Source organism: Thorsellia kenyensis (genome assembly GCF_042432445.1).
GTDB classification, from domain to species: Bacteria; Pseudomonadota; Gammaproteobacteria; order Enterobacterales; family Thorselliaceae; genus Thorsellia; species Thorsellia kenyensis.
In genome coordinates this window covers 1-17131 of record NZ_JBHLXE010000048.1, presented here as the reverse complement: position 1 = coordinate 17131, position 17131 = coordinate 1, and the positions used below count along the sequence as shown (strand labels likewise).

The 17131-nt window shown below is 36.0% G+C and carries 16 protein-coding genes; all 16 read left to right on the top strand.

Features of this window, described 5'->3' with window-relative positions; genetic code table 11:
• The first annotated feature begins 98 nt into the window (after window positions 1–98).
• The 16 genes from tkt (at window position 99) to flhA (ending at window position 17008) form a co-directional block, all read left to right on the top strand.
• Window positions 99–2096 carry a transketolase gene (gene tkt, locus ACFFIT_RS04785; protein ID WP_385876576.1) on the top strand — a complete coding sequence of 666 codons (1998 nt, stop codon included), beginning with the start codon at window positions 99–101 and terminating at the stop codon, window positions 2094–2096.
• Window positions 2097–2205: 109 nt separating this feature from the next.
• A complete protein-coding gene (tldD, locus tag ACFFIT_RS04780; RefSeq protein ID WP_385876511.1) occupies window positions 2206–3714 on the top strand; it encodes a metalloprotease TldD in 1509 nt (502 codons plus the stop codon).
• Entirely contained in the window at window positions 3707–4288 is a 582-nt protein-coding gene (syd, locus tag ACFFIT_RS04775; RefSeq protein ID WP_385876510.1) for a SecY-interacting protein, read from the top strand. Before tldD ends, syd begins: the two co-directional genes overlap by 8 nt.
• Window positions 4285–4602, top strand: a complete 318-nt coding sequence (locus ACFFIT_RS04770) for a YqcC family protein (RefSeq protein ID WP_385876509.1) — start codon at window positions 4285–4287, stop codon at window positions 4600–4602. Before syd ends, ACFFIT_RS04770 begins: the two co-directional genes overlap by 4 nt.
• Window positions 4603–5349 carry a tRNA pseudouridine(65) synthase TruC gene (gene truC / locus ACFFIT_RS04765; protein WP_385876508.1) on the top strand — a complete coding sequence of 249 codons (747 nt, stop codon included), beginning with the start codon at window positions 4603–4605 and terminating at the stop codon, window positions 5347–5349.
• 1 nt (window position 5350) lies between these two features.
• Window positions 5351–5947 (top strand): D-glycero-beta-D-manno-heptose 1,7-bisphosphate 7-phosphatase, encoded by a 597-nt coding sequence (gmhB, locus tag ACFFIT_RS04760; RefSeq protein ID WP_385876507.1) that lies wholly within the window; start codon window positions 5351–5353, stop codon window positions 5945–5947.
• Window positions 5948–6269: 322 nt separating this feature from the next.
• Complete coding sequence (gene motA / locus ACFFIT_RS04755; RefSeq protein ID WP_385876506.1) at window positions 6270–7142, top strand: flagellar motor stator protein MotA; 873 nt, start codon at window positions 6270–6272, stop codon at window positions 7140–7142.
• 2 nt (window positions 7143–7144) lie between these two features.
• Window positions 7145–8098 (top strand): flagellar motor protein MotB, encoded by a 954-nt coding sequence (gene motB / locus ACFFIT_RS04750; protein WP_385876505.1) that lies wholly within the window; start codon window positions 7145–7147, stop codon window positions 8096–8098.
• Window positions 8099–8182: 84 nt separating this feature from the next.
• Window positions 8183–10219, top strand: coding sequence for a chemotaxis protein CheA (cheA, locus tag ACFFIT_RS04745; RefSeq protein ID WP_385876504.1), 2037 nt, complete (start codon window positions 8183–8185; stop codon window positions 10217–10219).
• A gap of 37 nt (window positions 10220–10256) precedes the next feature.
• Complete coding sequence (gene cheW, locus ACFFIT_RS04740; protein WP_385876503.1) at window positions 10257–10757, top strand: chemotaxis protein CheW; 501 nt, start codon at window positions 10257–10259, stop codon at window positions 10755–10757.
• A gap of 15 nt (window positions 10758–10772) precedes the next feature.
• Window positions 10773–11591 (top strand): protein-glutamate O-methyltransferase CheR, encoded by an 819-nt coding sequence (gene cheR / locus ACFFIT_RS04735; protein WP_385876502.1) that lies wholly within the window; start codon window positions 10773–10775, stop codon window positions 11589–11591.
• Entirely contained in the window at window positions 11588–12625 is a 1038-nt protein-coding gene (locus tag ACFFIT_RS04730) for a protein-glutamate methylesterase/protein-glutamine glutaminase (RefSeq protein ID WP_385876501.1), read from the top strand. Before cheR ends, ACFFIT_RS04730 begins: the two co-directional genes overlap by 4 nt.
• Window positions 12626–12672: 47 nt before the next feature.
• Window positions 12673–13062, top strand: a complete 390-nt coding sequence (gene cheY / locus ACFFIT_RS04725; protein ID WP_385876500.1) for a chemotaxis response regulator CheY — start codon at window positions 12673–12675, stop codon at window positions 13060–13062.
• Window positions 13063–13070: 8 nt separating this feature from the next.
• On the top strand, window positions 13071–13715 hold the full coding sequence (gene cheZ / locus ACFFIT_RS04720; protein WP_385876499.1) for a protein phosphatase CheZ: 645 nt from the start codon (window positions 13071–13073) through the stop codon (window positions 13713–13715).
• A 58-nt stretch (window positions 13716–13773) separates the two neighbouring features.
• A complete protein-coding gene (gene flhB, locus ACFFIT_RS04715; RefSeq protein WP_385876498.1) occupies window positions 13774–14937 on the top strand; it encodes a flagellar biosynthesis protein FlhB in 1164 nt (387 codons plus the stop codon).
• The gene (gene flhA, locus ACFFIT_RS04710) at window positions 14918–17008 is read left to right on the top strand and encodes a flagellar biosynthesis protein FlhA (protein ID WP_385876497.1); all 2091 of its coding nucleotides are present in this window, start codon (window positions 14918–14920) and stop codon (window positions 17006–17008) included. Before flhB ends, flhA begins: the two co-directional genes overlap by 20 nt.
• Window positions 17009–17131: the final 123 nt, after the last annotated feature.

Genomic DNA, 17131 nt, shown 5'->3' with positions numbered 1-17131 from the left:
TACACCAACTGACGAAAATGAACAGAAGTTACTGAATTCAATAAAACTGGCTCAAGAGCAGCCAAATTTCTAATATTAAGGAGCATGTAATGTCAACTATGAATCATTCACGTAAAGAACTTGCAAATGCTATACGAGCACTCAGTATGGACGCTGTACAAAAAGCAAATTCAGGGCATCCAGGGGCGCCAATGGGGATGGCTGACATGGCAGAAGTTTTATGGAGAGATTTTTTAAATCATAACCCTAGCAATCCTTCTTGGGTAAATAGAGACAGATTCGTTTTATCCAATGGTCATGCATCTATGCTCTTATATAGTCTATTACACCTTACAGGTTATGATCTATCTATAGAGAGCATTAAAAATTTTAGACAACTTCATTCAGTGACTGCAGGGCATCCTGAGTATGGTTATGTTCCTGGTATTGAAACCACTACTGGTCCATTAGGTCAAGGTATAGCAAATGCTGTTGGTTTTGCAATTGCAGAAAAAACGCTCAGTGAACAATTCAACAAGCCTAATCATACTATTGTAGATCATCATACTTACGTATTTTTAGGCGACGGTTGTATGATGGAAGGAATATCTCATGAAGTTTGCTCGCTTGCTGGAACACTTAAATTAAACAAGCTAATTGCCCTCTATGATGACAATGGCATTTCAATTGATGGTGAAGTAGAAGGATGGTTTACAGATGATACAGCAAAGCGTTTTGAATCTTATGGCTGGAATGTAATCAGATCAGTTGATGGCCATAATCCTGAGGCGATTGCTCAAGCTATTACAAACGCAAAATCAGAACAAACTAAACCAACTTTAATTATTTGTAAAACTATTATTGGTTATGGATCACCTAATAAGCAGGGCAAAGAAGATAGCCATGGCGCACCTTTAGGTAATGATGAAATCATTGCTACAAAAGAAAAATTGGGTTGGACATATCCAGCTTTTGAAATTCCTAAAAGCATTTATAACGAATGGGATGCAAAAGAAAAAGGGGCTCGTATTGAAAATGAATGGAAAAATACCTTTGAAGCCTATGCTAAAGCTTACCCTGAATTAGCAAAAGAATTTACTAGAAGAATGAGCGGTGAGCTTCCTTCGAATTGGAGTAAAGAAGCTAATGAATTCATTGAAAATCTACAGGCTAATCCTGCTAAGATAGCAAGTAGAAAGGCCTCACAAAATGCTTTAGAATCTTTTGGTAAAATATTACCTGAATTTCTAGGTGGTTCAGCAGATTTAGCTCCAAGTAACCTAACTATGTGGTCAGGATCGATGCCAATTAATAAAAATGCATCTGGTAACTATATTCATTACGGTGTTAGGGAATTTGGGATGAGTGCTATAATGAATGGTATCGCATTGCATGGAGGATTCATACCTTATGGTGCCACTTTCTTAATGTTTATGGAATATGCGCGTAATGCACTTCGCATGGCTGCATTGATGAAAATCCAATCAATATTTGTCTATACGCATGACTCAATAGGCTTAGGTGAAGATGGTCCTACTCATCAACCAGTTGAACAAATGGCTAATTTAAGACTCACACCAAATATGAGTATGTGGCGTCCATGTGATCAGGTTGAATCTGCTGTTTCATGGAAGTATGCGATAGAAAGAAAAGAGGGTCCAACCTCACTAATTTTTTCTAGACAAAATTTAACTCAAATGGATAGAACGCCTGAGCAATTGAAGAATATTGAAAAAGGTGGTTATACTTTAGTTGATTGTGGAAGCCGACCTGATTTAATTATTATAGCAACAGGTTCTGAAATTGAATTAGCAGTTTCTTCTGCAAATGTAATTTCTAGCAAAGGTTTTAAAGTCAATGTGGTTTCTATGCCTGCATGTGATGTTTTTGATAAACAAGATAAAGCTTATAAAGAAAGTGTTCTACCTTCTACGGTAACAAAACGTATTGCAATCGAAGCTGGAATTGCTGATTTTTGGTATAAATATGTTGGTTTAGAGGGCGATGTTGTAGGAATGACAACGTTTGGTGAATCCGCTCCAGCAGATTTATTATTTAAAGAGTTTGGATTTACCGTTGAAAATATAGTTGAAAAAGCGCTTACAGTTCTAGGCTAAAATAAAACAACTCATATCACATATTTAACTAAAAACGGTACCTTAATGGTGCCGTTTTTAGTTAAATATGTGATATGAAAACTAGATATGAAAACAAAAGGATATAAGTATGGATTGTTCCTATGTAATTGATGAATTATTACACGCTAATGAGTTAACACGTGAAAGTTTGAATCATTCATTAGATTTATTGCAAGAAAGACGAATTGATTACGGAGATTTATTTTTTCAATCTAGCTTTCATGAAGCCTGGGTTCTTGAAAATTGTATGATAAAAGAAGCCTCTTATCATGTAGATCAAGGGGTAGGAGTCAGAGCGAATATTGGTGACAAAACAGGATTCGCGTATAGTGATTTAATTAATCAAAAAGCATTAGATAAATCAATTTTAGCAGCTAGAACCATCTCTAATATACAAGCAGCAATTAAAACGAAGCCCTTTGTCGAGGTCATAACACCAAATAGATATCAGCCGATAAACCCACTGACGTCAATGACACCTGAAGATAAAGTGGCTCTGTTAAATTTAGTTGATAAGACAGCGAGAAATGCAGATAAGAGAGTTAAGGAAGTAACTGCCAGCCTTACTGGGGTTTTTGAAATGGTTCTTATAGCAGCAACAGATGGTACCTTTGCAACAGATATTCGTCCATTAGTAAGAATGTCTGTATCTGTAATTATGGAGGATAAAGGCAAGCGTGAGCGAGGCACTTCAGGTGGTGGGGTAAGAAAAGGATTTGATTATTTTCATCAATTTCCGATGAGTAATAATGTGATTTTTACTTTCGGTTCACTCCAAGGTAATCCTATACACAGACAAAAACTTACTTTCGCAGAACACTATGCTCTAGAAGCAGTTAGAATTGCCACAGTTAATTTAGAAGCCAGGGAGGCTCCCGCAGGTAAATTACCTGTCGTCTTAGGATCCGGATGGCCTGGGGTGCTTTTACATGAAGCTGTCGGACACGGACTTGAAGGTGATTTCAACAGAAAAGAAACCTCTATATTTACAGGGAAACTCGGACAAAAGGTTTGTTCAAGTCTATGTACAATTGTAGACGATGGTACACTGCCTGATAGGCGAGGCTCTGTTGCTATCGATGATGAAGGAACAATAGGTAAACATAATGTTCTGATTGAAGACGGAATCTTAAAAAGATACATAAAAGACAAATTAAACGCAAGATTAATGAATACAAAACCTACAGGCAATGGCAGAAGAGAATCATATGCACACTTACCTATGCCTAGAATGACAAATACCTACATGCTTCCTGGTGAATCAAAACCAACCGACATTATTGCGAGTGTAGAAAAAGGAATATATGCACCTAATTTTGCAGGTGGTCAAGTAGACATAACATCTGGAAATTTTGTATTTTCAGCTTCTGAAGCCTATATGATAGAAAATGGCAAAATTACCCATCCAATTAAAGGAGCAACTTTGATTGGCTCAGGTATAGAAGTAATGCAGAATATTACTATGGTAGGTAATGATTTAGCTCTAGATCCAGGTGTAGGTGTTTGTGGTAAAGATGGGCAAAGTGTTCCGGTGGGAGTTGGACAACCTACCGTTCAGATTAAAGAACTGACGATAGGTGGAACGCAAGGTGTCTGAAAGAGTTAACATAAATGAAACTGTCAAAAGTGAATTAATTAATCTTTTAAATAGATATGTATCGGCATGGAAAAATACTGAGTTAAGTTTACCTATTGCAGAAGGTTATGCGCATTTAATGTCTCCTTGTATTCAAACAAATATTGATAATGAAAAGACAACCTGGTTACCAAAAATACACGAACAGCTAATTCCTTTAGCAGGTGTTGAAAAAGGGATGGAAATGCTCATTCATCAAGATATTCATACCTTCTATGGCATACAGTTCTCGGCAGATATTGCTGTTTTGTATAAAGATATAGCTATAAATTTAATACAAGTTTGGAATGAAGAGGATCATATAAGATTGCAAGAGAATATTATTTGTCATCTCGTCGCACAACGCAAAGCGAAAAGAATGCCTTCTGTATTTATAGGCAGTATTGATGATGAGGATAAAATAATTGCTTGTTGCAATATGACGGGTAGAGTCTTTCTAGAGTCATTAACAAATGGAAGTAGGGTATATTTAAGCGAAACTATTCCTGACTTTTTAAGTACATTAACAATTAACACAGTAAAATGTAATCTATGAAACAAATTAATAGTCATCTTTTATTAATAAGACAAGAGTTGGAAAAACTCAACGTTTGGGAAATAAAAAAACCTAAAGCTGAGCTTTTAGCAAGTCAACAGCCATTCGCCATAGATACCCTAAGAGCAACTCAGTGGCTGCAATGGATTCTAATACCACGAATGAATGAAATACTTTCTAGTGGTAACAAATTACCTACTCCATTTAGTATAGCTCCATATTTTGAACAAGTTTACCAGCAGCAAGATGAATACTCCCAGTTAATTAAATTGATAACTGAATTAGATACTTTGGTAAATGAACTGGTAATGTAAATGGATGATAAAACAAAAATACCGATTCTATATAGAGATGAATATATTGTTATAGTTAATAAACCCAGTGGCTGGCTCGTTCATAGAAGTTGGCTGGATAAGGATGAACATAACATTTTGATGACGAAAGTCAGAGATACAATTCAGCAGCATGTATACACTGTACACAGATTAGATAAAGCGACATCAGGTGTCATATTGATGGCTTTAAATCCAGAGATTGCTAGAATTCTTTCGCAAGCATTTGAAAAAAATGAAATACAAAAAAAATATCACGCTCTCGTCCGTGGCTATATTCTTGATAGTGGGGAAATAGATTATCCTTTAACTGTAGTTAGAGATAAAATTGCCGATAAATTTTCAAGAGAAAATAAACTACCTCAGGAAGCTCAAACACTATATACGCCGATTTCTTTATTCGAAGTACCTTTAAAAAATGAACTGCATCCTACAAGTCGCTATTCCTTAGTAGAGTTAACACCTATTACAGGAAGAAAACATCAATTAAGACGGCATATGTCACATTTGAGACATCCAATTATTGGCGATACAGCACATGGCGATTTAAAGAAAAACAGACAATTTTCTGAATTTTTTAAAATAGACAGATTACTACTCCATGCATCCTATTTAGCTTTTAAACATCCAGTCAATTCCACGAATATGATTATACAAACTCCTTTAGAATGCAATGTAGATTTATATGAAATGCTCAAACTACTCTTAGACTATAAAATAAGAAATTAAAATGATGAAAATGAACAAAGCAGTTTTTTTAGACAGAGATGGAACAATTAATCTTGATAAGGGTTATGTATTTAAGGTTGATGATTTTATTTTTTTTCCTGGCGTGATTGATACATTGAAGGAAATAAAAGAAAAAGGGTACCTACTTGTCTTGATTACGAATCAATCTGGAATAGCAAGGGGGTATTTTAGTGAGGAAGACTTCATTAATCTAACCGAATGGATGGATTGGTCTCTAGCTGACAGAGGCGTTGACTTAGATGGGATCTACTATTGCCCTCATCATGAGGAAGGTCTTGTAGATGAATTTGCAATCAAATGTGACTGCAGAAAACCAAATGATGGAATGATTAAAACTGCGCAAAAAGAACTCAATATCGATCTAAATATATCATTTATTGTTGGAGATAAAGTCTCCGATATGATGACAGGTAAAAAAGCTGGGATAAAAGAGCGGTATCTCATTCAATGGCCTGATCAGGTGAAATTTGACTTAAATCAAAATAAAGTGAAAGTAAATGATAAACATAAGGATGATTTAAAAGAAGATGATTATTATATGATCACTAATTTAAAAGAGTTGTTAAAGAAATTATAAAACCTAAAACAACAGAAAATAGATAATAAAATCATTATTTTGAAAAAATACTTACTCAATAAGTTTAAAGAGGTTTATTTTTTCTTCGAAATGTAATAAATTGTGCTTATAAAAACGTTTTGTTACAGTATTTTTTTAGGTTAAGCTAACGTATTGATTTTTTTAAGTTCATACTTCCCAAAATGTTTCAAGTGTAAAAAAATAGTAAATTCATACTGTTATTTTTTGTAAAGAGTCCTTATACTAGTATCATTAGAGTAAGAGCAGCTGTTCGAGACTAAATGCTTCACATTGATAATACAATTAGATAAAGGGAAATATCGTGTTAATAATTATTGGTTACGTAGTAGTTACTTTTTGTGTCCTCGGTGGCTTTGTCATAGCGGGGGGTAAACTTAGTGCTTTGAATCAACCAGTGGAAGTGCTGATTATTGGTGGAGCCGCTATAGGTGGAATGATAGTTGGTAATAACGGAAAAGCATTAAAAGCTTCGATGGCCGCTATACCTATGGTATTAAAACCCTCTAAATTTAATAAGGCATTATACCTAGACATTATCTCAGTTTTATTTCTTATTTTGTCCAAAGCCCGTTCGCAAGGAATGCTATCTTTAGAAGCGGATATTGATGCACCAAAAGACAGTGAAATATTTTCTGCTTATCCCAAATTGCTTGAAGATCATGAAATTATTGAATTTATCACGGACTATTTGAGACTGATGGTCAGTGGTAATATGAGTGCATTTGAAATTGAAGCATTGATGGATGAAGAACTCGAAACTCATCATCATGAATTAGAGGTTCCCGCTAATGCGTTCCAAAACGTTGGTGATGGTCTCCCAGCTTTTGGTATCGTTGCTGCAGTACTTGGGGTAATTAAAGCGCTGAGTAATGCTGATCTTCCACCTGCAGAATTAGGCCTCTTGATCGCTCATGCGATGGTCGGAACATTCCTTGGTATTTTATTAGCTTATGGATATATCTCTCCTATAGCCGCTATCATCAGGCAAAGAAATGCAGAACATTCAAAAGTTTACCAATGTATTAAAGTAATTCTACTATCAAGCCTTAATGGATATGCGCCTCAAATAGCTGTTGAGTTTGGTCGAAAAACATTATTTAGCCATGATAGACCTACATTTACTCAACTAGAAGACCACATTAGAGAAGTCAAAGCTTCTAATAAAGCACAATAACTATGAAACAACATAAGCCCATAATAATCAAAAAAAAGAAGGGAGGCGGCCACGGTCACCATGGAGGTGCATGGAAGATTGCTCTTGCTGACTTTATGACAGCAATGATGGCATTCTTCCTAGTAATGTGGTTGATTGCAGTGGCCAGTCCTCAAGAGTTGACAATGATTGCAGAATATTTTAGAACACCACTAAAGGTCACTGTAACAGGAGGCAAGCAAAGTAGCTCTGATGACAGTATTATTCCAGGTGGTGGTCAAGATGCAAGTCAAACAGAAGGAGTAGTTAGGAGGACTTTAAGTTCTTCAACCCAGGTCAAACAAAATAAAGAAGTAAATAACGAAGACTTCAAAAGAAATATTCAAGACAGAGGGGCTAGCAAAAATCAAAAAACTGAAGCTGAAGCTACAATAGAACAACTGAGACTAGAAAAGCTCCAATCTGATCTGCAACAAGCAATTAGAATAGATCCCAGACTACGTGAATTGCAGCCACAATTGCTTATTGACTTAGTAGATCAGGGATTGAGAATACAAATTGTAGATAGTCAAAACAGACCTATGTTTAAAAGAGGAAGTGATGTCGTAGAACCCTATATGCGTGACATACTAAGAGCTTTAGCTCCAATAATCAATGAAGTACCCAATAAAATTAGTTTAGCAGGGCACACAGATGACTATCAGTTTGCAACTGGAGAACTATTTTATAGCAACTGGGAGCTTTCAACAGATAGGGCTAATTCTTCTAGAAGAGAGTTAATGGCAGGGGGATTATCAACAGGGAAATTATTAAGAATTGTTGGCATGGCTGATACAATGAATCTGAATCCTTTGAATAGTTCAGACCCTAAAAATAGAAGGATTAGTATTATTATTTTAAATAAGCAAGCCCAAGAAAGCATTGAAAGGGAAAATCAAGAAGGCATTCGAAACAAGTTAAATCTTGTTGAAGAATAACTATATGTTTACTATGTAATTTATAAAGTCACACAAATTATTGACTTTATTAAATTACTTAACTCTTGCATAAGGTGGTCGCTAGTGAGTATGGATATAAGTGCTTTTTATCAAACATTTTTTGATGAAGCTGACGAATTAATTGCAGATATGGAACAGCATCTCTTGATGTTAGATGCTGATGAACCTGATATAGAACAACTTAATGCAATATTTAGAGCAGCACATTCAATTAAGGGCGGTGCAGCTACATTTGGTTTTACTGTTTTGCAAGAAACCACACATATTTTTGAAAATTTATTAGATGGTGCACGCCGGCAAGAATTAAGTTTAAATACTGATATCGTAAATTTATTTTTGGAAACTAAAGATATTATGCAAGAGCAACTTGATGCTTATAAAAATAACCAAGAGCAAGACCAAGAGACCTTTAAAATAATTTGTGAAAAATTAAAATCATTAGCAGATAATTCACTGGGTCAAAAAAAAGCAGTAATAGCTGAATTACCAAAAGAAGAAACTGCAATAGCTTTCGAAAGTAAAATTGAAGGTGGTGAAATTCTAGAAATTTCACTCAATAAAGTGTCTGAAGATGATCAAAAAACCATTGTTGATGAATTAGGACATTTAGGTACAGTATTAAATTCAACCACGAATGGTGAAAACTTAACTGTACACATAGATACTGCAGTAACTAAAGATGACATTATTGCAGTGCTCTGTTTTATTATTGATGAAAAGCAGATAACTATAGCCAAGCAATCACTGGTTGCAGAGAATAACGCTATAGAAGATGCGGTCAGTGATAAGCAACCAACTTCTACTCCACAAACACATGTAGATCCAGCCAAAGAGACAAAAGCTGCTCCAACTAATACAGTGTTAACTGAGGAAAAGAAAGAAAAAGCAAATAAACCTAGTGCGACAAAAGCAACTGAACTTACAAGTATCCGAGTTGCAGTAGAAAAGGTAGATCAGATAATTAATCTAGTAGGTGAATTAGTAATAACCCAATCTATGCTTGCGCAGCGCTCAGATCTTTTAGATCCTGTAACCCATGGTGAATTACTTTCCAGTATGACCCAACTACAGCGTAATGCTAGGGATTTACAAGAATCTGTTATGTCTATACGTATGATGCCTATGGAATATGTTTTTAGTCGTTTCCCAAGACAGGTTAGAGACTTAGCTACCAAACTGAATAAAAAAATAGAACTTGTTTTACAAGGAAGCTCTACTGAACTAGATAAAAGCTTAATTGAGCGAATTATTGATCCGTTAACACATCTCGTCAGAAATAGTGTTGATCACGGTGTAGAACCCCCAGATGTAAGAAGATCAAAAGGTAAACCTGAAACAGGTATATTGACTCTATCTGCTGAGCATCAAGGTGGAAACATTTGTATTGAAGTAAAAGATGATGGTGGCGGTCTAAATAGAGAAAAAATATTAAATAAAGCAATTTCTCAAGGTATGCAGCTACCTGAAAATATTACTGATGAAGAAGTGCATATGCTTATTTTAGCTCCAGGCTTTTCTACAGCAGACGTCATTACAGATGTTTCTGGTCGTGGAGTAGGTCTAGATGTCGTAAAAAGAAATATTCAGGAAATGGGTGGACAAATCGAAATATATTCACAGCAAGGTGTAGGAACATCCTTTAAAATATTGCTACCATTAACCCTTGCCATATTAGATGGAATGTCAGTAAAAGTAGGCGAGGAAGTTTTTATCTTGCCACTTGGCGCAGTTATGGAATCATTACAACCTATGTCCGAAGATATTCATTCTATGGCAGGAGATGAAAAAGTTTTACAGGTAAGGGGAGAATATCTTCCACTTGTTGAACTTTACCAAATATTTGAAGTTAAAGATGCTAAGCCAGATCCAACTGAAGCTATAGTCGTTATTATCCAATCAGGTAATCGCCGGTACGCTCTGCAAGTAGATCAATTGATAGGTCAACATCAAGTTGTTGTTAAAAACCTTGAAAGTAATTATAAAAAAGTTCCAGGTGTATCAGCGGCCACAATACTTGGTGACGGGAGTGTTGCATTAATTGTCGATGTTTCTGTGTTGCAATCTCTACACAGAGATAAGCGTTTTTTGCATGTTAGCTAATTGCATTTACTAAATATCAGAACAGTTAGGTGGTAAAATGAATAGTAATGAGATAATTGAAAAAAATAAGAAGAGTGAAGAAATTAAACAAGAGTTCCTAGTTTTTACGCTCGGCAATGATGAATATGGTATCGATATTCTTAAAGTTCAAGAAATAAGAGGATATGATCAGGTGACGAGAATTGCGAATACACCTGATTTTATCAAGGGCGTGACTAATTTAAGAGGTGTTATAGTTCCTATTGTAGATTTAAGAGTTAAATTTGTACGTCAAAACATTACTTATGATGAGAATACGGTAGTTATCGTATTAAACTTAGACCATAGAGTGGTTGGAATAGTTGTTGATGGAGTTTCAGATGTGCTTTCATTGCCTAAAAGTGAAATCAGATCTGCTCCAGAATACGCAGTGACCCTAGCTACAGAATATTTGAATGGACTGGGTTCAGTAGGTGACAGAATGCTTATTCTAGTTGATATAGAAAAGCTTATGAGTAGTAAAGAAATGGAACTCGTTGATCATAACTCGAAGATCTAATCATAAGGACATTAAATGAATCGTATTCCTTTGACAGATGCAGATTTTAAATTTATTTCAAAGCTTATTTATCAAAGAGCAGGAATTGTTCTATCTGATAATAAAAGGGAAATGGTTTACAATAGATTAGCTCGTCGAGTTCAAGCGCTTGATTTTGATGATTTTGCTGAATATTTGCGATTTATTGAAGTTAATCCAAATCATGATGAATGGCAGAATTTTACCAATTCTTTAACAACAAATTTAACCTCTTTTTTTCGAGAATCTCATCACTTTAAAGTGCTAAAAGAACATGCAGAACAATCTAGGGGAGCTTATAAAGTCTGGTCTGCTGCTGCATCAACAGGAGAGGAACCCTATTCGATTGCATTTAGTTTGACAGAAGTCTACCAAAATAAGTATGACGCATTTCAGATATTTGCCAGTGATATAGATACAAATGTGCTGGAGACTGCACAAAATGCTATATATAAGTTAGAGCAACTTAGGGATGTATCTCCTGAAATTTTACAGAATTTCTTTTTAAGAGGAACTGGCGCCAGAGCCGGAATGGTCAAAGTTAAACCTGAAATTGCCAATAAGGTTAAATTTTCTCAAGTCAATTTGCTAGACAATGATTGGGCAGTTCAAGGTCCCTTTGATGCAATATTTTGTCGAAATGTGATGATATATTTCGATAAAGATACACAAGAAAGGATATTGAAAAAATTTGTACCTCTGTTGAAGCCTAATGGTATCATTTTTGCAGGCCATTCTGAAAATTTTACTCAAATCAGTAAAGATTTATACTCCAAGGGCCAAACAGTATATGGATTACTTAGGGATAAGAAATGAGTAGAATAAGGGTTTTATGTGTTGATGATTCTGCCTTGATGAGGCAGATTTTGACTGAAATGATTAATAGCCAACCTGATATGGAAGTTATTGCTACTGCACCAGATCCTTTAATCGCAAGAGATTTGATAAAGCAATTGAATCCTGATGTATTGACACTAGATGTTGAAATGCCAAAGATGGACGGTCTTGATTTTTTGTCCAGAATTATGCGATTAAGACCAATGCCGGTTGTTATGGTATCTACACTTACAGAGAAAGGCTCAGACATTACGTTAAAGGCATTAGAGCTAGGTGCCGTAGATTTTATCACTAAACCACAAGTAGGTATAAGGGATAGGATGCTTAGCTATACTGATTTGTTGGCTGATAAAATCAGGATCGCTGCAAAGGCTAGAATAAGTAAAAAAATTGAAACTACTGCACCACCGAGCCTATTTAAATATCAATCGACAAGTTTAGTGAGCTCAGTTATTGCAATAGGCGCTTCAACAGGAGGCACCGAAGCAATAAGAATCGTTCTAGAGAGGATGCCTACAGGAGTGCCACCAATAGTAATAACTCAGCATATGCCAGCTGGTTTCACCTACTCATTCGCCGAAAGATTGAATAAAATATGCACAATAAGAGTAAAGGAAGCAGAAGATGGCGATGTTTTAGAGAAAGGCCTTGCGCTTATTGCTCCTGGAGATAAACATTTAGAAATAAGAAAAGTTGGAGCGGGATTTCAGGCTTTTTTAAATGATGGACCTAATGTAAATAGACATAAGCCTTCAGTCGATGTTCTATTTAATTCAGTCGCTCAGCATGCAGGTAAGAATGCTGTGGGTGTCTTACTAACTGGAATGGGTGCTGATGGCGCAAAAGGATTGCTTCAAATGAAAAACAAAGGTGCCTGGACAATAGCGCAAAATGAACAAAGCTGCGTTGTCTTTGGCATGCCAAGAGAAGCGATTGTGTTAAATGCAGCAAGTGATGTATTAGATTTAAAAGATATTACAAAACAAATATTAACAAAAGTTGGTAGTTATTAGCTTTTTATATTATTTAAATTAGCATTAAATTCTAGGAGTTAAAGAGTATGGCAAATTCAGATTTACGGTTTTTAGTCGTTGATGATTTTTCAACTATGCGACGCATTGTTAGAGGGTTACTTAAGGAACTCGGTTACAATAACGTGGAAGATGCAGAAGATGGTGTGGATGCATTAAATAAATTAAAAGCAGGTAATTTTGATTTCGTTGTGACAGATTGGAATATGCCGAATATGGATGGTCTTGAATTACTTAAAACAATTAGAGCTGATCCTAAATTCGCTAATATGCCAGTTCTCATGGTTACTGCTGAAGCAAAAAAAGAAAATATCATTGCAGCTGCTCAAGCAGGAGCAAGTGGATATGTTGTTAAACCTTTTACTGCTGGGACTTTAGAAGAAAAACTGACGAAAATCTTTGAAAAACTTGGAATGTAGAGGATATTATGGAAAGACCGGTTGCACCTCCGAATGATTCAGCTTCTTCATTAGACATAATTTCCAGGATTGGACAATTAACAAGGATGTTAAGAGAAAGCTTGAAAGAGTTAGGATTAGATAAGACTATCAGTGAAGCCGCTGATGCCATTCCTGACGCTAGAGATAGGCTAGATTATGTAATTCAAATGACATCACAAGCAGCTGAAAGGGCGTTGACAAGTGTCGATTTATGTCAACCTGTCCAACAAGCTCTGGAAAGTAATGCAACTTCTTTATCTAAAAGATGGGACGATTGGTTTAGTAATCCTACAGATTTAGCTGATGAAGGTGTTAAGGGGCTTGTAGATGATACTAGAGCTTTTTTGAAACAAGTACCTGAAGATGCTAGCTTTACTAATGCTCAATTACTAGAAATTATGATGGCACAGGATTTCCAAGACTTAACAGGGCAAGTCATAAAAAAAATGATGGAAGTAGTTCAAAGTCTTGAAAGAGAACTCGTGTCAGTACTCATGGAAAGTATCCCGGATAAACCAGAAGTGAAAGCCAAAGATGATAGTCTTCTGAATGGTCCTCAAATGCCTGGTGCAGTAAATGCCTTATCTAATCAATCTCAAGTTGATGATTTACTTGATAGTTTAGGTTTTTAATCCTCCTTTGGATGGATGTAGATAAAACATCCATCCAATTATATTGAAATCGAAGTGAATGGCTGAAGATAGCGATTTAGAAAAAACAGAATCCCCCACGCAACATAAGATAGATAAAGCACGCGAAAAGGGACAAATTGCCAGATCAAGAGAACTCACCTCAGTTTTGATGATTATAGCTGGGTTATCCGCATTTTTAATTTTAGGTGAAAGTTTAGCCGCTGACTTGGCCTTTATTTTTAAAACGTCCCTCATGATTGATCCTTCATTAATACATGATACTAATCAATTATTAAACTTTGTTGTTTACATTGCCCATCTAGCAATATTGGCCTTGATCCCCATATTTTTAGTTTTTGTAATTTTTGCATTATTTGCACCGATGATATTAGGTGGATTTTATTTTAATCCAGGATCCATTAAATTTGATATGAAAAAGTGGAATCCTATCACTGGATTAAAACGAATTTTCTCAGCGCAAATGTTTGCAGAATTAATTAAAGGTATATTAAAAGCATCTTTAGTCACAATCGTTGTAGTCATATTTTTGAATTTTTATTTGGATGATTTTTTAGGGCTCCTCTATGAAAATCATATCCAAGCTCTATCAGACTTTATGCATTTAATTATATATTGTGGGTATTTTGCTATGCTAGGATTAGTACCAATGGTAGGATTTGATATTGCTTATCAACTTTGGTCTCATTTTAAGAAATTAAAAATGACTAAGCAAGAAATCAAAGATGAACATAAGCAACATGAAGGTGATCCCTATCTTAAAGCTAGAATAAGACAGCTTCAAAGAGCAATGGCAAGAAGACGTATGATGTCTGATGTACCCACAGCTGATGTAATTGTTACAAATCCTACACATTTTTCAGTTGCATTGAAATATGATGAGACTAAAATGCAAGCCCCAATAGTTGTTGCAAAAGGTATGGGGGATATCGCTTCAAAGATCAGACAATTAGGTATAGATAACAAAGTACCTATACTTGAAGCGCCACCTCTTGCACGATCGCTATATCGGTATTGTGAAATAGGAGATGTGATCCCAACTAATTTATACGCTGCAGTGGCAGAAGTTTTAGCTTGGGTATATCAGCTCAAGCATTGGAAAAAACATGGTGGAGAAAAACCAAAAGCTCCAGAAAAACTACCGATACCAGAGAATATGAAAGTTAATATTAAGAGGGAAGAAGATGGCGAATCTAGCGTCTAAACTCAGATTACCTAGTAGTTTAAAAGATACCAACTGGCAAATCCTGGCTGGACCTATTCTTATCATGCTGATTTTAGCGATGATGGTTCTGCCAATGTCACCTTTTATGTTGGATTTGCTTTTTACATTTAATATAGCGATATCAATTATGGTATTACTCGTTGCTATGTTTACTAAACAGACGCTGGAATTCGCAGCTTTTCCGACTATATTACTATTTACAACATTGCTGCGTCTTTCATTAAATATCGCATCTACTCGTGTTGTTTTATTACATGGGCATGAAGGGCCTGACGCTGCGGGTCAGGTAATCGAAGCTTTCGCACATTTCTTAGTTGGTGGTAACTTTGCTATCGGTTTAATTGTCTTTATTATTCTCGTCATTATAAATTTTATGGTTATTACAAAAGGTGCTGGTCGCATAGCAGAAGTAGGCGCACGTTTTGTACTTGATGGAATGCCAGGAAAACAAATGGCTATAGATGCAGATTTAAATGCAGGCCTAATTGGTGAAGAAGAAGCAAAGAAGCGCCGTCAAGAAGTAACACAAGAAGCAGATTTTTATGGTTCAATGGATGGTGCAAGTAAATTTGTGCGAGGTGATGCGATCGCGGGTCTTATTATAATGATAATCAACGTAGTCGGTGGATTAATCGTAGGCATGCTACAACATGATATGTCTGCTGGTGATGCGGCCACAGCATACACATTATTAACAATTGGTGATGGTCTTGTAGCTCAGATCCCAGCGCTCGTGATTTCTACCGCTGCAGGCGTTATTGTATCAAGAGTTGGCACAAATGAAAATGTTGGCGATCAAATGGTTAGCCAGTTATTCAAAAATCCCCAAGTTCTATTACTTACTGCAGCAGTTATTGGTATTTTAGGCTTAGTTCCGGGTATGCCAAATTTCATATTTCTTTTGTTTACTGTACTACTTTTAGCCGCAGCTTGGTGGATACGTGGTAAATCATTACAAACAAATCAACCTACTACTGCATTGGATGAACTTATTCCTATACAAAGTCCTCAAATGCATAATATAGAGGCTAGTTGGTCAGATGTTCAACTAGAAGATCCATTAGGGTTAGAAGTTGGCTACAAATTAATACCAATGGTCGATTTTCAACAAAATGGCGAACTACTAGGGCGTATCCGTAGTATTCGTAAAAAATTTGCTCAAGAAATGGGCTTCTTACCTCCAGTAGTCCATGTCCGTGATAATTTAGATATTGCCCCTCAAGCTTACAGAATTACTCTAAAAGGGGTTGAAGTAGGGCAGGGTGAAGCAATACCTGGCCGCTGGCTAGCAATAAATCCAGGTAACGCAATAGGTAAATTAGATGGACAAGATACAATAGATCCAGCTTTTGGATTACCAGCAACTTGGATCGATGGTAGTTTACGAGAGCAAGCCCAAACACAAGGATATACAGTTGTTGATCCAAGCACGGTTATAGCAACTCATTTAAACCATTTAATTAGTTCTCATGCCAGCGAATTATTTGGCAGACTCGAAGCACAGCAATTAGTTGATAGATTAGCCCAAGAAATGCCTAAAATGGTAGAAGATCTTATTCCATCAGTAATTTCCCTTACTAACTTTCATAAAGTCCTGCAGAATTTATTGCAAGAATCAGTTTCAATACGTGACATGCGAACCATTCTAGAAACCTTAGCTGAGCATGCCCCATTACAGCCCGATCCTCTTGAATTAACCGCGGTTGTGAGGGTATCCCTTGGTCGTTCTATTTGTCAGCAATATTTTCCTGGCACGGGTGAGATGAAAGTTATTGGTCTAGATGTAGGTTTAGAAAGATTGATTTTACAAGCAATGCAAGGAGGGACAGGTATTGAGCCCAATCTTGCAGAAAGGTTACTTCAACAAGCTGCAGCAGCTGTAGAGGCACAAGAACGTGCAGGATTAGCTCCTGTTCTAGTAGTAAATCATCCAATAAGAGCTCAGCTGTCAAAATTTATTAGACGAGTTATACCTTCTATAGCGGTGTTATCGAATTTAGAAATTGGCGATAATCGACCCATACAGGTTGTGATCAGTATTGGTAATTAGCAGTTTTTTTAATTAAACTGAAGCTATTATAGAAAAAAGCTTTAGTTTAATATGACATGGTGAATTCAAGACATAAGTGCATACCCCACGATAATTTTTTCTCTGGTTATGCCTGTTAGTTCT

What these genes read in the sequence shown, in the direction of transcription:
- tkt (WP_385876576.1), top strand. Translation starts at nt 99, where the DNA reads ATGAATCATTCACGTAAAGAACTTGCAAATGCTATACGAGCACTCAGT.
- tldD (WP_385876511.1), top strand. Translation starts at nt 2,206, where the DNA reads ATGGATTGTTCCTATGTAATTGATGAATTATTACACGCTAATGAGTTA.
- ACFFIT_RS04770 (WP_385876509.1), top strand. Translation starts at nt 4,285, where the DNA reads ATGAAACAAATTAATAGTCATCTTTTATTAATAAGACAAGAGTTGGAA.
- truC (WP_385876508.1), top strand. Translation starts at nt 4,603, where the DNA reads ATGGATGATAAAACAAAAATACCGATTCTATATAGAGATGAATATATT.
- gmhB (WP_385876507.1), top strand. Translation starts at nt 5,351, where the DNA reads ATGATGAAAATGAACAAAGCAGTTTTTTTAGACAGAGATGGAACAATT.
- motB (WP_385876505.1), top strand. Translation starts at nt 7,145, where the DNA reads ATGAAACAACATAAGCCCATAATAATCAAAAAAAAGAAGGGAGGCGGC.
- cheW (WP_385876503.1), top strand. Translation starts at nt 10,257, where the DNA reads ATGAATAGTAATGAGATAATTGAAAAAAATAAGAAGAGTGAAGAAATT.
- cheR (WP_385876502.1), top strand. Translation starts at nt 10,773, where the DNA reads ATGAATCGTATTCCTTTGACAGATGCAGATTTTAAATTTATTTCAAAG.
- ACFFIT_RS04730 (WP_385876501.1), top strand. Translation starts at nt 11,588, where the DNA reads ATGAGTAGAATAAGGGTTTTATGTGTTGATGATTCTGCCTTGATGAGG.
- cheY (WP_385876500.1), top strand. Translation starts at nt 12,673, where the DNA reads ATGGCAAATTCAGATTTACGGTTTTTAGTCGTTGATGATTTTTCAACT.
- cheZ (WP_385876499.1), top strand. Translation starts at nt 13,071, where the DNA reads ATGGAAAGACCGGTTGCACCTCCGAATGATTCAGCTTCTTCATTAGAC.
- flhB (WP_385876498.1), top strand. Translation starts at nt 13,774, where the DNA reads ATGGCTGAAGATAGCGATTTAGAAAAAACAGAATCCCCCACGCAACAT.
- flhA (WP_385876497.1), top strand. Translation starts at nt 14,918, where the DNA reads ATGGCGAATCTAGCGTCTAAACTCAGATTACCTAGTAGTTTAAAAGAT.